The sequence below is a fragment of the Elusimicrobiota bacterium genome (assembly GCA_026388075.1).
Taxonomy (GTDB): domain Bacteria; phylum Elusimicrobiota; class Endomicrobiia; order Endomicrobiales; family JAPLKN01; genus JAPLKN01.
On the sequence record JAPLKN010000145.1, the window covers coordinates 44,248 to 61,276 of the forward strand.

Genomic DNA, 17,029 nt, shown 5'->3' on the forward strand with positions numbered 1-17,029 from the left:
GTTTGTAAGAAAAGACTGGCAGATTTATCTAAAGGAATGGGAAGAACTTGTTTATGAAAGGATGAATTTTTTCAAAACTATTCAAGGCATTGTGAATGGTAAAAAGTTAATTGAAATAGACGGATATTTTGAAGACCCGTCATTTTTTAAATTTGTTGAGTCGGTTAAGGAAGTAAGAGTAGTTTACAGATATAGGTATCTAACAGAATCTTGCGGAATAGCAATATATGATGCGCTTCATCAATTAAAAGAAGAAGGTTATGACCTTAAAGATGCCTTAAGTTGTATTGACAATCCGGAGCTTAGCAAATATGCGATAGAAATATTGAGCGGGGCAGAAATAGAAAATGAGGTTGGCGACATTTTGATCAAAATGCTCAGACAATATGTGCATAAATGGAAAGTTGACAGAAAAATGCTGCCGGTTATTAACTCTGTTATTAGTATATTTTCATTAGCTACACCTTTTATGCGATCAGATGCTGAGATAATAAAATTGTTAAGGCATCCCAATAATGAAATTAAAAAAGAAGCTTTTAAATACTTAAAAAGTATTGGGGATGATGATAGTTTAAAAATAATTCAATCATTGTCAGAAAAGAAAGTATCAAATGAGAAAGCAAGAATAGCAAAAGAAGTTAATGATTATTTTGAAGGAATATTAAGCGAGTATGATAAGGAACAAATATATTCCATAGATGATTTTATTGAAAATGTTAATCCTCAGCTTCTCATCAGATGGGAGCCTAATCAAACCAAAAAAGTTACGGAAATATTAGAAAACGAATTAGAAACTATAAATAATAGTGATAAGATAAATAAAATTATCAATTTCAAAGTAAGCAGCGGTTCTCTTAGAAAGAATAATTGGATGCTTGGTTCCGGTATTGATGAAATTGAAATTGAGTATTTAGGAGAAAAAAATGTTTTGGAAATGAAAATTAAAAGTATGTTAAATAGATTTTGTGTTTTAATTAAGGAAGAAGGATGGGTATGGAGCAATATTAGGTGGATTCAGAAAAATGCTGATGAGGCGGTTCTTAACGAATTTAGGAATGATAGAAAAGTTCTGACAATTCAAAAGAAGGAAGATAAAGATAGTAAATGGCTTACCAAGAAAATATTTTATAGAAACAAACTTCTTGATGAATGGAACAGCTTTGGGAAATCTGTAAAAGAGCTGGTCAAAAAACTTCACATAGCTATGGCGCTAAAAAACTTTAATAACAAACAAATAAAAGTTAATCTAAACCGGAAGGAAATAGTTTTATTACATTATTTGGAAAGAAAGGGTTTAATATCAATTATCAAAAACAGGATTTTTATTAAATGGTTTTCAAACAGAAGAGGAACGAATATTTTATTTAATTATCTAATATTTAATGCCGAAAAGATAAATAAAACCATTCCTGAAGCGCCTATTGATAAAGAAGTTCTTGAGCAGGAAGGAAAAATTAACCCTGATAAACCGCAGCTTACCCGGGAAGATGTTTATATTAAATATGGTCAAAAGCACGGCCTAAATCCGGGCTGGTACCTAAGCAGGCCAACTTTTCCCGAAGAAGAAAAAGTCTGGATTCAGCACAGGCGCGCGGCCGAGCGGATGGCGGGGTGGTATGAATTGCCGCAATTTTTTACCGATCCGATTGGATTTTTGTTTAGCCACTATATAACCACCAAGTACGAGCGCGCTTGGAACTGGGTATCGTTTAGTATGGTAATTGTTGCCTGGCTTGCAAGTGTAATGGTGCCGTGGCTTGGGGTGGCAGTATTTTTAGGAAATGTCATTGTTAGAAGTATCGGAAGCTACATAAAATTAAGAAGATACGAAGCTGAGAAGCTGGGAAAATGGGAAGCTGAGCAAGAAAAAACTAAGTACGAAATAAGAAAAGCAGGCGTAAAAGAGATAACCCAAAAATCAATAATAATAGGGGCAATTGTCGGGACAGTTGCAGGAACAATTTCTGCATTAGTTATAGGCACTATAACATCCTTCCTCATACCATTCACATTAGTATTCATTGCAGTAGCCGCATACAACTTCATTAAACTTCACCAGAAATACAATAAAGAAAAAGGCACAGGCACAAAATGGGAAGCGCCGCTGACGGAAGAACAGTGCAAAACACTGGCGGAAAAGGATTATGAACAAAATGAGAATTTTAAGGACATGGTTAGACAAGGAAAAGTTGACCGGGGGGCGGTCATCCTTTTTCTGGCGATCAAACACTATATCCGGGGCAAAAAGGTTACGGCGAAAGACGGCAGAGAATATACTCTGGTAGCCAAGATGGAACATCCGTGGTCGATTGAAATCTATCTCAAAAACAATGAAGAAACCGAATCCAATAAGCGATTCCTATGTCTGGATTCTTTGGAGGATGGCTCATACAGCTTTGGCATTGACTTAAGTGAAGTAACTTTTGGTGAAGCTGGCCCAGAAGACCTCACAGAGAAGGGCCTTGGGAAAAAGGTATTTATGCTGGCTACCGAACTTTTTCCTGTTGGATCAACATTCAACATCGAGATAAGGAACGAGGATACCTTAACTATTCTGGAGAACATGATAGCGTCCGGGAATATCTCCAGCATGGCTGAGCTCGAAAGAGTATTCACCGAAGAAACAGTTATGGGCCACATCCTCGAGGTTGCCGGTTTTAGAAATTTCAAGTTTATGTATGACCCAATTGGCTATTTCTCCGGGAAAAGCGGTAGTTTCAAGGAAGTGGAAGAGAACAATATTGCCGAATTTGGGCAGTGGATTGAGGAATTCCATGATTTCCAATTGGTTGCAAAGAAAACTGAGGCGAAAAGGGATTATTTAAAGCAGGTTTTTGAGGACAATAAACAGAAAGAACCAGATAAAACAAAGGTATTAACAAATAATTCTAACGCAGATTTGGATGGCGAAAAACAAGAGTAAAAGAAGAGCGAACAAATTGAGCCTGAAAAAATAAAAAAGAGGACGTCCAAAAACAATCAAGCCGAAGTTCTGAAAAGGTTAAATAAAGGCATTAAATCCCACGGCGGAAAGCCGGCGGCAAAAGAGAACAGAAAACCCTATGTAGAGGACACGAACCAGAGAAAAAGGTTTGAAGCGATACGGAATAATAAAGAGTTTAACGATATAGCCGACCGTGATATACGGTTTATAGTAGAAAGTAACGAAGAGCCTTATAGAATGCTAGAGAGCTTGAAGCCAACGTATAAAGAGATAAAGAGGGAAAAAGAGTTTGAAGATATGATCAACAGCGACATTTTAAGCAACAGCGACATATGGAATGCGGTAATAAGGCACAAAGATAATCCTCGCAGAGCGCTCAGGAGATGGAAAAATGGGTTTAAAGAGATACGGAAGCATCCAGAGTTTGACGATATAACCGACCGTGACGTATGGTATGTGGTAAAGGGGCATAAATATCCTCTTAAACTGCTCTGGAGATTGAAGGTCCAGTACGATGCGATAATTAAGGAAAAAGAGTTTGAAAATATGAGCAACAGTGACATTTGGGATACGGTAATAAGGGACAAGTATCCTCGTGGAGCGCTCAGGAGATGGCAAAATGGGTTTGAAGAGATACGCAAGCACTCAGAGTTTGACGATATAATCGACCGCGACGTATTCTTTATAACAAAGGGGAACAAAGATCCTTATGAAATGCTCGAAAAGTATGAAGAAATAAAGAGTGAAAAAGAGTTTGAAGATATGATAAATAGCGGCATTATAAACAACAGCGACATATGGTCTGCTGTAATAAGCGGCAAAGATCCTCGGGAATATTTAAGAGATAAAATGATAGTGGACGGAGTTAGGAAAAAGCCACAATCCCTCGGGGAAAAGCCGGAAGTTGTTGTTGCCCGGGCGGCGTTTAAGAATCCGTTATCCGAATGCGCTCAAATAATAGCCGAAGCGCTGGGTATAAAATCGGAAATAACCGAAGCGTTCAAGACAGTTGATGATTTAATCGCAAAACTTACTGAATTGTCGGTCAAAATAGGCTCAAAAATTCAAGAAGCCCATGAAAGCTTGTATGAAGACGAAAGGTATATGGTTACGGGTAAGAAACTAAAGCCTTATAAGAAGAATATCAAATTGATAAAAAAATTATTGAAAAAACAAGGATTTCCTGGTTTTAAGGTGGTTATCAGCGAAAATCAAAACTTAGTTCCCCCAGAAGGGGATGCTTATTCTTTGGCAACATTCAATGCTGACAAAAAGAAGATTATGGTACATACCGCATTTCTAGACCGTGCCCCTCCTACGCCAAGGCTTCAAAGGGCAGGCCCGCCTGAGATGATCGAGGCATTAGTAGCGCATGAACTTGGAGAAGACAATGCATTAAAAGGAAACGATCCAGGATTTGAAAAATACATATCAGATTTGTCTGTTGAATCCCAGAAACCCATTGAAACCTGCCGAAATCAGGGAACATATCACCAATACCTGAAATCAATCAAACAGCAGGAAAGTTTATTAAACTACTCAGAAGAAATTGCTAATGCGGAACGCAATATAACGAAACGGCAAAAGCTGAGCTATAATCTTGCCGACAAATTAGTCGGTGGCGAGAATAACGTCTATTACAAACTATTAAAATCGCTGGGAAAAGAAGATCTGATGCGCCAAAGGTTAGTTGACTTCAGCAACTCCACGATAGACGGGATCCCCTCGGTACAGGCCCTGAAAAAACTCGCAGAAGATGAACATTTTGAGGTTAAAAATATACTGTCGGTAGGCAGTTTTACCCGGTATCCGCGGTTCAACGACATAGATATAACAATTATCGTTAAAGGCCATCATAAAGATGAATTTTTTAAGAAAATACCCGTTCTAATGAATGGAATCAAATACGAAGTCAGTATCGTAATCGCCGGGGAAGACAATTTTGAGGATGAAGTATGGAGCACGAGGTACATGTACGATAAAGCTGCGATATTATATGGCGATAATACCTTTGATTCAGTTCGTCCGTCAAAAGATGCTCAAAGGAAAGCCCTGGAATTGACAAAAAAGGATGCTTCAGTACAAACCGGTGAAAAACTAATTCATCGAACCATAGCAGTAAACCTCATACAATATGACCTTGAGGGAAAAAAGAAATATTTAAAAAATGCCCAAAATTTGTGGAAAACACTTGAACAAAATAAAAAAGTGGAACCAGTAAATGCTGTTTCCCTCGGCGAAAACATTCCGAAAGAAGGAATGCAAATCAGGCTTTCAAGGGCGTCAGGGATAACTTTTTCTATTTTAACGCTCGGGGCAATAGCTGGGGTAGTCCTAGTAAGCGTTTTGGGCAGTATTGTGGCGGTCAATCTGTTATTTGCTTCGCTTGTTCCCGGCATTTATATGCTGGTTTTTCTGGTTATAGTCGGAATGATAAAATGGATGAGTAAAACTGTGCCTGAACGTGCCGGGCCTTACAAACTAATCGGCCCGCTAAAAACCTCCGCAGTAGAAGACCCCTCAAATGAAGTATCCTTTATGGAAGTAAGAAATATCAAAGGCACGCCAAAAATAGTCGTCAATTCAAAAGTATATAAACTCTTAACGAGAATGCATCCCATAGCGCAGTGGATAATCCTTTTATTCAGCGGAATATTATTACACGAATTATTGCATATGCTAGGAAAACGCGAATTTTTCGCCTATTTCACTGCGCAAGTTCTAAGCGGCTTGGCATATTCCGCGCTTTTTTGCATTGCGGCCATTGTCCCCGCATTTTTTGTGTATGCATTAGTGATATTCATAATAACGAGCGGGCTTTTTAGTTTTTATGCGGTGTATAAAGCAGATTTGAAGTTTAACAGAAAAGGAGAAAGAATACGTCTATATACAAAACGGATTCTGTCAAGAAGAGATTATTACGAAAAAATCAACGATATACATTTTGGTCTTTTTGGTCATTCTTATGAATTCAGACATTATGATTTAAGAAATCATATTCATCGTTGGCAACAGTTCAAAAAGACTCTTAAAGAAAACTGGATAGCCCTGAAAAACAAATGGCGTGTGCTGATGCAGCTGAATGAATATTTGGCATACAGAAAATATTCAAAAAGGTTCATAAAAAATAACTGGGAAATGGATCGTGAGGCAGAAGAAAATAGGAATCACTCAATGATTTCGGATAAATTTAATAAGAGTAAGCAATGATTTATTAAAAATAATAAAAGAAATACGAACATATTACAATCCTGCAGCTGCATTCGTCAGTCGTGAAGGCTATGATGAATATGTAAGAAATCTGTATATAGGAACTTTTGAGGTGTTGGGCTGGATAGGGACAGAAGAAAATTTAGTAAATATAGCAAGAGATATATTAAGGGCAATAAAATATGGATTTAAGGATATAGAAATAATAGATGAAGAAGGAGGGTCTATTAGGGGTAGTCCGGAATTGTTTAGAAAGATAAAGTATTTAAAAGAAACTTTTGGCAAGGAATTTATTTCAGATAAATGGGCAGACATTATGGCTATGGCCGGGAAAGACAAAAAGAGCGAATTTTATATATGTGAATACCTTTCAAAACTCGGGGAACGGTGCGGGGCAGAATTTGTTAAGGACAACTGGCAGACAATATTGCGCTTAATAGAAACTGCAGAAGCGGAAGGTGTTGATCCGGGGAGTTTATTGGAATATGGGCTGCCGGCTTTAAAAGAAATACTAACTAAAGAAAACCTGATGCAAATAGGCGAAGAACTGATAAGATATGGCGTTGACGCAGGGGATGAAAAATCATTTTATTACGGATTATTTAAACTGCGCGAGTTGATCACAGGAGACAATTACATCAGAGTCTTTGAAGGCCTCTCAAGAATAAATTGCTCGGGAAGCGAGCGCAAAATAAAAATGAAAGATGTATATGAAAAATTTACCGAAATATTCAACGGCACCATAACATTTGATAATTATGAAAACATCCTGAAAGATTTTATAGAATTTGTTTTCACTTTACAAGGGAAAGTGCCTGAAAAATGTATATCCGGTCTGCTGATAGCTTTAAGTCCAGTGATAAAAGAACAAGGGCAACAAATAGTATTTGAAGAAATAAACGAAATAATGAGTTTGTGTGCTGATTCAAGCCCCAAGATATTGCAGGCAATATCCGATTTATCAAATCTTATATTAAAAAATTACGGCAAAGCTGTAAATACTTGGGACGAGCTTATAAGGCCGGTTGTAATGACTCAAGCCAAAAAGTCGTCAAGGATTTTAGAAGAGATAAAAGCACTTTATGACCTTGGCGCATTAGAAAAAGCGGAGGATCTAAATGGTTTGCGAGAATTAATAAAAATTAATGGAATTGAAAGCTACAATATATTACACGAATTTTTGGTACCGGGGATAAAGGACAAAATAATAAGCAAAAACTTATCCAAAGAGCTTGTTATAGTTAATAAATATGTGGCTGAAGTACAATGCCCAATATTGGATGTTTATAAAAAATATCTTGAAAATCCGGAAAAAGTAGCTGAAATTGCAAAACACTTACCGGAATTCATGGATAAATTTCATTTGGCAAACATCGGCCTTGACGCAGGGAGGCGCTTTGACGAAAACTTGTTTAGAACGGAATATGTAGTATATTCAATTTCGCTTGAGGAACTGATGCCGGGGTCAATTAAACATATGATAAGCGTATTAAATTCGGTTATAAAAGACAAGGGTAATCCGAACGTAGTTATACGGTATTTAGATAGTAAAAAAGCCGCGCTTAATGACCCTAAAGCGGCGGAGGTAGTAAACAGAATCAAGATGAGCATTTTAGGGAAACTAGAAATAAGGAGCCGCAAGCTGGTTATTGGGGAAAAAGAAAAAGCTCTTGCAGCAATAGACCTTCAGCTGGATGATTATAAGAAGATAGATTTTAATAAAATGCCTGAGAAAAAGCGCAAGAATTTGGAAACGAAATACAAAAATTTGCCCATACAGAGGGATGCGTTAGCAAAAGAGCTAAAAACAATTCGCAAGATTGGCGACAAAAAATGGAAGAAAGAAGAAACAGAGCGGGTAATACAAAAGGGGCTTAGGTGTATAAACCTCACGATTTTTAATCAGGAGATAATAGATAAGGTATCATCAATAGTGGAGCTGGGAAGCACCGGCTGGCTTTTAGAAAATATTGATGGAATTATGGAATACACTTTTGAAACCAGCGAAAACAGTATAGAAGACAGGATGTATGCATTGAAAAACGAGCTTGTTAAAAGAGGATTTTTGGGAAATCTTGCAAAAATGCTGGGTATAGAAGAAACAAATATAGCTTTGGGAGCGTACGACAAGATAGACTATGAAAATGCGCCAAAACTTAGCCAAGCGCTAAAATTTCTAAAGGAAAATGTATCAAGGCAGGAGTACGATATGTACAAGGAGTATCTTAAGGCGATGCTTGAGGACAGGGTATGGGATTTTATTGAAAACAAGAGTCAGAAAAGCAGGATAGGCAGGGAAATAGCAAGCCAAAACGAACATGAAAGAAAAATGATGATTGAGGAGGGGATCAATGTTGACCGATGGCTGGGCGGCAGGCAGGTTGAAGGTGGCAGGGATTCAGGCTTGAGGTTTGGGGACGGGCAATTTATGTATTATGAAAAAAGCTCTTATGAATATGACCCGATAGGCGATGCGTTGAGAGCGATTAATTATTTAAGAGACATAATGAATAGGAACGCATTTATAAAGGATCAAGAAGCCGGGACAAAAGCCATAAAGGTGTTGGAAGATATGGGATTATCGGTAGTTTGCGATTCTCGGAATAAGATTGCCCGGTTTGAGGTCAATAAGAAAATGCCCCAACCGCCGAAAGATATTGTTGAAGTAATGTGTAAGATAGAAAATCTCGAAAGACTTACTTCACTGACTGATGAAGTAGGTGCTAACACAAAGCTTGCTTCAGATATAAAGATATCGGAATGGGTACCAGAGCTTAAGCAGGTGCTTGCCGTTTTAAAAACAAATTTGAGCAAGGAAGGGAAAAAATATATACAAGAGCTTGAAAAACAGCGGAAGAGTTTCATCATACGGCCTATGAAGAGAGAGCCTGGCCGCGACCTTTTTATAGGGGATAAAACAAGCTGCTGCCTTGCGATGACATCAACGACTTATCCGAGAGCCATGTTTGAAAGGCTAATAGATGAAGGTATGAACGTGATAGAGGTGATAGATGAGGCGACGGGTAAGACGATGGCGTGCTCGTGGCTCTACATTTCAGAGGACGAATATCTAACTATAAACAACATGGAAATACACAGAGAGTACGGGAAAATAGCCCCCTTAAAAGAAACTGTAGGTGAAGAGATGATAAAGTATGCGCAGAGGTTTGCGAAATATATTGGGGCAAAAAAGTTTATTGTAGGCAAGCCCGGCCACGGAGAATATATTGATTATGTTGCCAAAAAATACAAAAACAAACTGGTAGAACTTCCCGAGATGCTGGGAAAAATCGGAGGCTCAATATATGACATTGAATATTATCTGGATTCTGCCACAAAAACTAAGCAGGCGTATATAATAAAGGATTTTGAGAAAAAGCCATTGGGGATTCCGGTAACCGAGTATATGCCCGAAGAAGTAGATAAAGTAGTGTCCCTCGGCAAAAAGCCGGAGATTGCTGTTGCCCGGGCGGCAATTAAGGGGGCAAGGGAATTGCTTCAAGGAATTACCGAGGCTGAGAGCCTGAGCGTCAAACTAGCAAATTGGCTTATTGGAAAAGCATCCGGGCTAAGTATTGAGGAATTATCAAAAATGGAAGAAAGCTCTTTCCTTGATACACTAATTCAAGCGTCAATATCAATACAGGAAGCCCTAGCAAAGATGTTTGAGCTTGGAAAAGTTGAGGAGAAGAACCTAACCGATGAAGAACGGGCATACGGTGGAACTATACAGTCACGCGCGGAAAAACAATTGAATGCGAAAGTAAATTTAGTTGTTAGCGACAATCCTGATCTAATCCCGCCCGAAGGGGACGCCTATTCACTTTCAACAATTATTGAAAATGCTGATGGTTCATACACGATATATGTGCATAGGGCATTTTTTAAAGGATTAAAAAACAAGAAATCGCAAGAAAGAAAAGAGCTTTTGGAACAACTTGCTATACATGAAATCGGAGAATATGAATACCTTTTGGCCAATCCCGGCAAGAACTATCAAGATTACCATAAAACACTTGCCGGAGACAAAAAACAGCAGAAACTACTTGAATATGGAAAGGAAGCAAAGCTATATGAAAATATTGTGAAAAATGTTAATGAAAGTGAGTCCGAAAGCGCAATAGATCGTGGTGCTGACATTGCGGCGGCTTATCACGAGATATATCTTCAAAAAACGAATATTGATATCTTGCGACATATTTCAGAAGATCCGGAAACACGTGCAGAATTAAGAATATATGCATTTTCATTGCTGTGCAGTAATTATCAAATAAAAAGTGATTTTTCGCAGGAAGATTTGGTGAAGATTTCGGAAGAATTGGAGCTAATAGCTGTTGACGAGATTTCCAAGCTGCTGAAATCAAATAGAGAGGATTGGAATAGAAACTTTGTTAAAGCAGAAAACTGGCTTCAGAATGAAAAATTGAGGATGTACAGCATGACCGTATTTCTTGCTTCAGAATTCGGTTTTATCAAAAGAAACAAGAAAGAAATATTAAAGGGTGAGGATATGCGAGAGTTGTATTATGAAATAGGAAATACTGAGTTTTCGTCCAGGGCGGAGCAAACAGGTATTGGAATAAGAATTCCCCAAAAGACCATTACTGATAAAAATGCGGAAGGCGTATTGCTTGAATTGTGTCACGAAATATCTCATTCTGCTCAAGAGTGTGTATACGGAATAGCAAATGAATACGGGTCTTTGACGCTGGATGCTTTAGCGGAAACAGTATCAGAATTATCAGTGTTAGACTTCATGCAAAAATTTAATATCAATATTGAAGAATGGCAATCAGTGCTTGACTGGCCATATGAAAAACACTTTGAAGAAGCAGTGAGAGATAAGTATTTTATGTCATCTCCGCACGCAGCTGCCCGTGCATTTTTATTTATGGTTCTTGATTTATCTAAACAGTATAATATCCCGGTTGATTGGGGAATATTTAAGCTTAAGTTTATTTCCAATTTAAGAAATGTTGTTTTTTCGGAAATATGCATAAAGACAATGGCGGATTATTGGAAATTGGAAAACCCCGGTGTTTATATAAATAGGTTGCGAGAGTATTCAAAGAATACAGTTGTTGAAAAAGAAATCAGTTACGGATATAACGAATGGGTTGAGCCAGTTTTGACACAGAAGGTTCTTATTCCGCCGCGTTTCATAATGGAGGAACTTATAAAAGATATTCAAGAAAACCAAAAATACGAGAAAAACACTTCCCTTGGCGAAAAGCCGGAGATCGCTGTTGCCCGGGCGGCAATTAAGGGGGCGAAGGAAGCCCTTCTGGGAATTATAGAGGCCGAGAGTCTGAGCGTAAAATTAGCGAACTGGATTATTGGAAAATCCGGGTTAAGCGTAGAAGAATTATCAAAAATTGAAGAAAACTCTTTGCTAGACACATTGATTCAATTATCAATATCAGTACAGGAGGCCCTAGCAAAGATGTTTGAGCTTGGCAAAGTTGATGAAGAGAAGCTTACCAATAAAGAGAAAACATATGTTGAAATTATACGATCACATGCGGAAAAACAATTGAATGCCAAAGTAAATTTAGTTGTCAGCGATAATCCGGACCTGATTCCGCCCGAAGGGGATGCTTATTCACTTTCAACAATCGTTAAAGAGGCTGATGGTTCGTACACGATATATGTGCATAGAGCATTCTTAAAAGGATTAGAAAACAAGACCTCATCTGAAAGAGAGGAGCTTTTGGAACAACTTGCTGTACATGAAATCGGTGAATATAAATTCCTTCAAGCCAATCCCGGCAAAACCTACGAAGATTACCATAAAACACTTGCCGGAAACAAAAAACAGCAGAAATTGCGTGAATTTGCCAAAAATATTGCTGTAGAAGTTGGTTCTAATGGTGAAAAGTTTAAAGTTTTTATTTCCAAAGCAGTAGCGGTTAAAGAGAGAATAAGGGAGAATGGTTTTATTAATTCAATAAAAGATAGTAACTGGACAAAGGAATTACATTCAAATTCCTCGTATTCTGCTGGCTGGGACATGTCGAACATGAAAGATGATGAAATCAGGCTTTGTTTTGATATCTTGAAGCGGTTAGGAGTAGATATTTATCAATACAGCAGAAAAAAGGACGAGTTGCTTGATCTTCTCTATGGAATAATTAAAATCAAAAAAGAGCTTGCTGATGCATATCTCTCAAAACATTATGGATTTGAAACAAACAAGGAAGATGAAGAGTTTGACGGGCAATATAAGGAAATGACTTATGAAGCATTCATTAGGTTAAATTCGGTCATGAAATTTGCAGAGAAGCGAAAGATTAACGGCGAAGGTTTGCGCAAACTCTACATTTGGTTTACTGATCATCTTTTCATTTTTTCCCACAGCTTGCATACGGCTTATCTCGTTTCAAAGAAAACAAAACAAACAATGATCAAGAATATCATAGATTCAATAAAGGACACGGCAGAAGAAATTAAATCTGAAATATTGTCTTTTCAAAGATCAGGGATTGTTAGAAAAGATTTGGATTGTAATAAATTAACAAAAAATGATGTAGATAATATTTTCTCAGGAAACGCGGATTATTTGGAAGATGGTACTATACAGAAAGTGTTGAGGATTATGATAGAAAATGGAATTGATATTTCATTTGATGGTAAGACGAAAGAAAACATCAAGTTGGAAGATAAATATGAAATTCCAGCGGAAGATGAACGGTTGAAAAAAATATTTGGATTGGAAGGGAAAGACAGTGCAGTTGAGATATGGAAAGATGAACAAGGAAATATCGTTTCTGACTGGTTTTCAAAAACAGAAAGAGACTATTTACGGCAAATTGCTATTGAAATCGGACAGGAAAAATTAAAGCAGGTTGAATTATTTGACAAACCAATCGGTGAGAATAGAAAAGACATAGAGGAATTTCTCCGTAAAATTGACCAGAAGATTAACATATTCTCTTGGAACGATTTGATGGATGAAACTGTAAGTATGATAATTTTGGCAGTAGAGAAGGGAATTGCTAAGAATCTGCGAGATGCTATTGCCGAAATGCTCGGGTATAAGTTAATTAATAATTCAGTAGAGTATTTTAACAATGAAAAAATGAATAAATTCTTAAAAATTCATTATAAAGCATATTTTCGCCTGCTTGCATTCAAGAGTTTAATTAATAGTTGTCTTAATGTCTATGCTAAAGGATGTGGCGAGAAAATCGAGAAAAAGATTAGTAATCTATTGTCTGGGGTCAAAATCGGGATCAAATATGAACTCGAAACTTCACAAGACGGAGCGGAGACTCGTTTATTTAATCGTTCATTTTCCTTTATTAGTGCAAATAATTTATTGCTCCTTCCCTATGAAATTTGGCATGAATCAATTCACTTACTATTAAATTTCCACAAAAAAGATTTTAAAAATGAATCTTTGACAACAGCTGGGAGTTATTTATTTTTTAAGATTCTTGCAGATCAGAATCCTGCTTTAAAAGATATTTTCAATTTAATGGCTTTAGTGGAACGTCAAGTTATGAAAGAAGGGGATGTTTATAAATTGATTAGCGAATATGCTAATCCGCGTCAAGCGTTTCTATACAGTGCTTTTGAAAAGTTTTTGTTCAATCAAGGACTGCCAAAGGATATCCTATCACGGTTTAAAATGTTCAGGCACTTTGTTGAAGGTAAAAAGGATTTTTGGATTGACGACATTCTTGAGATTATCCAGAAAAAAGATACGTCAGATTTTTTAAAAGATGCCGTTCGTAGTTCTTCAAACATCAAAAGAATGTTTCAGCATACAAGACTGCAAGAAATATTTAAGATTATTGTTATGCCGGTTGCATTAATTGCTTTTTTAACGAAAAAATCAGAGATAGGGGCAAAACTTGGAAATTTATTTAGGGCGGCGAGAGTTCAAAAGACTGCTCTTCCTTCAGCCTTTTACTATTGTTTAAATTCAGAAAACTTAAATGATAATATGGCTAATAGATTGCTGGATCAAAATTCTAAAGGAGCAAACAATATAATTGTAACTGTTGCGGACCACGAAAAAATTATACAAGGCCTTAATCAAAGGGATGTTAGTTTGCCTAGGAAAATTTCAGTTGAAGGCAGACTGTGCAAAATATGGATAAAGTCGGTTTGGAAGGATGATGCTTCTTCTATTGAAATAATTTATGTTGAGCCAAGAGCGGGAGCCGAGGTTGCCTTAAATAATGCTTCAGTTGAGGTTATAAGGGAACTTTACGGTGACGGAATTAGGGAGGGAGATCCTGCCATTAAAAGAACAATCAATGAAATGCACAAAGGAGAAACGGGTTTTAAACCTGCAATAATATTCAATGATACCGGCAAAAAGCCGTCATCTTTTGAGGATAGATGTGAAAAAAGAAGCATGGGGGCTGAATTTAAAACTTTAGAAGAAAGCAGAATAAAGGATTTTAAAGAATTCAAGGCGGCTGAAAATCAGAAGAATCACGAAAGATTTGTTAACGGCAGATATTTCATATTAAGTGCGTCAGTAAAGGGACAGAATAAAAGTGAGATTTTAGAAGCTATTAATACTTTGGCAAGAATCGGCGCCGTAAATATAAGGCTAAGGGATCTTTCTTCAGATTTGTCGGAAAAAGACTTAGAAGATATAGTTAAATACTGCCACGATAGCGGTGTTGATATTCTTTCGGATCTCGATGTTTCTGATATTGATACAAAAGCTGATAAACTTGGCAGGGCTGGTTTCAACGGTTTCGAACTGGATCTGTCAAATTTTGAAGGAGATCCCGTGGAAGTTTTAGACAAAGCAATGAAGAATTTTAAATCCGCTTCTTCAATAATAACGATTAAATTAAAGAAAAAAGAAGATAGGGCATTGTTCAAAGGAATTGACGGAGTAAAATTTGTTAAATTTCAAGGGACAGCAATTGACGGTAAGTTGGACGCTGAAGAAGACGAATGCCTTTTTATTACTGATCCGGAAAAAGTGAAAGAATTCAAAGCCGGTATGGTAGAAATTCCTGTTGAATCTCTGGTCGGTGATACGGCCGGTTTTAAATTTTTGGTTTTTGCTATGGGTGTGGATTTCTATCAAAGATGCAAAGAAAAATTTGCAAAACTAAAAGCCGTATTTAAGACAACACCTGAAAAAGAATATGATTCTGCTTATATGTATGAAAAAGAAGATCTTCCCGATATAGAACTGTGGATAAAAATAAAAGAATTACTGGAACAGGAAAAGTATTCAAAAATTAAGGCTTATTTGACCGTCTTTAAAAAGGATTTAAACGAAACGGATATTGAAGAAGTAAAAATGTTTGCAAAGGATCTTGAACAGGCAGGATGGGTTAAAGAAAGGAAATCTTATGCGAGGTTTGGAGAACTTTCAGAAAAAATTGCTGGATATGGGGCTACGGTTGAAAATATAGTATTGTTTATGGCGTTTATTAAAGCTGTTTTTGAGATGACACTTATCAAGGATGACCTTTTGAATAATACTAAAGGAAAATGGATGTTTTCTAATTTCAAACATTGGAAATTGTTTGGGCAGATACTTTTGAAAAGGGAATTTTTGGAATCTGAAGTGGTTTCAAAAATAGATAACAATTCGGAAGTTGTTAAAATAATTGACCAGATAGATTCTGCTTTTTCAAAGGGATATACTGAGCAAAATCTATCTAAGTTGTTTGATGAAAGTGTTGTAAAATTAACAAAAATGACAGAAGATGGTGTGCCCGGAGCCATGAGCGGATTGATAAAAATCTTGAGGGTTTACTCTGATTCCAAGATACAAATAAAAATTGAAAAAATGCATGAAAATACGATTATAAATTCAGTGAAAGATATGCTAGGGGCCGCTTAAACTGCTGGAAAAATAGGGACAGTTGTTAATGCTCACTAATTAGGTAACTCTTTTGGTAGAATATAACCAAAGGAGGCTGTCCAATGAAATACCAAGACATAATAATAGTAAAGCGATGGATACCAATACTAAAAGAGTACGAACGAACAAAAGCAAAGATTGATCCGCGCCCCTTTAGATATGTTAAGGACCTGTGTTCAGCACATAATATTTCAAAGAAAGAACTAACGCGCTATTATCACAAATGGGTCAATGGCGGAAAACTGGATGAATCATTGTTGCCCAAGAAGCGGGGTGCGCGCCCCGGTTCGCGAAGAACCCCAAAAGAGATAGAACGATCTATTGTAAAAGCATATAGGCACTTTGGTTCAAACAGATACGAGCTTGTTCTTTTATTTAAACCATATTACTTAGACAAAACGCCCTCACCGGCAACTATGGACCGGATTAAAGCGCGTTATCCGCTTAACGAGCAGGATAAGAAGGTCATTAAGCGCTACGAACGTCAGTCCCCTGGAGAATTGGCTCATATAGACCTTAGTAAAGTTCCCCATGATATCCGTTGTTCTTTTAAAGTAAAAGAGCTTTATATTGCTGCTGTTAATGACGACTGTACGCGTTTGACCTATGCTGAAATTATTAAAGACAAAAAAGCATCAACCTTAACTTATTTCTTGGCACGGTCATTGTCATGGTTTAAACAAATATACAATTTCGAATTTGAATCTATTCTGTCAGATAACGGTGCAGAGTTCAAAGGTTCGCTTGCTAGAGAACATCCCTTTGAAACCTTTTGCAAGGAATTGGGTATAAAACATATTTGTACTAGGCCTTACAGACCGCAAACCAACGGCAAAATTGAGGCTTTCTGGCGTATCGTTCAAAAGGAGTTCTTTTACCCGAATTCTTTTGCTTCAGAACAAGATATTATCCTTAATCTTGGAAATTTCCTGTTCGAGTTTAACCATTTACGCAAACATGGCGGTTTGAATTATATAACACCATTTGATAAACTACAAAAAGTTACCGAATTATTGAGCTAGTACAAC

At 37.1% G+C, this 17,029-nt stretch carries 4 protein-coding genes (1 of these 4 cut by a window edge); all 4 read left to right on the top strand.

Annotated features, from left to right (window positions below; all coding sequences use genetic code 11):
• Nucleotides 1-2,923, top strand: the 3' end of a protein-coding gene (locus NT145_07940; protein MCX5782611.1) for an HAD-IA family hydrolase. It extends 24,638 nt beyond the left edge of the window; the window shows 2,923 of its 27,561 coding nt (coding positions 24,639-27,561); its start codon lies off the left edge, out of view; it ends in the stop codon at nucleotides 2,921-2,923.
• Between the two features lie 258 nt (nucleotides 2,924-3,181).
• The gene (locus tag NT145_07945; GenBank protein MCX5782612.1) at nucleotides 3,182-6,154 is read left to right on the top strand and encodes an MFS transporter; all 2,973 of its coding nucleotides are present in this window, start codon (nucleotides 3,182-3,184) and stop codon (nucleotides 6,152-6,154) included.
• 112 nt (nucleotides 6,155-6,266) lie between these two features.
• Nucleotides 6,267-15,980 carry a hypothetical protein gene (locus NT145_07950; GenBank protein MCX5782613.1) on the top strand — a complete coding sequence of 3,238 codons (9,714 nt, stop codon included), beginning with the start codon at nucleotides 6,267-6,269 and terminating at the stop codon, nucleotides 15,978-15,980.
• A gap of 83 nt (nucleotides 15,981-16,063) precedes the next feature.
• Complete coding sequence (locus tag NT145_07955) at nucleotides 16,064-17,023, top strand: DDE-type integrase/transposase/recombinase (protein ID MCX5782614.1); 960 nt, start codon at nucleotides 16,064-16,066, stop codon at nucleotides 17,021-17,023.
• Nucleotides 17,024-17,029: the final 6 nt, after the last annotated feature.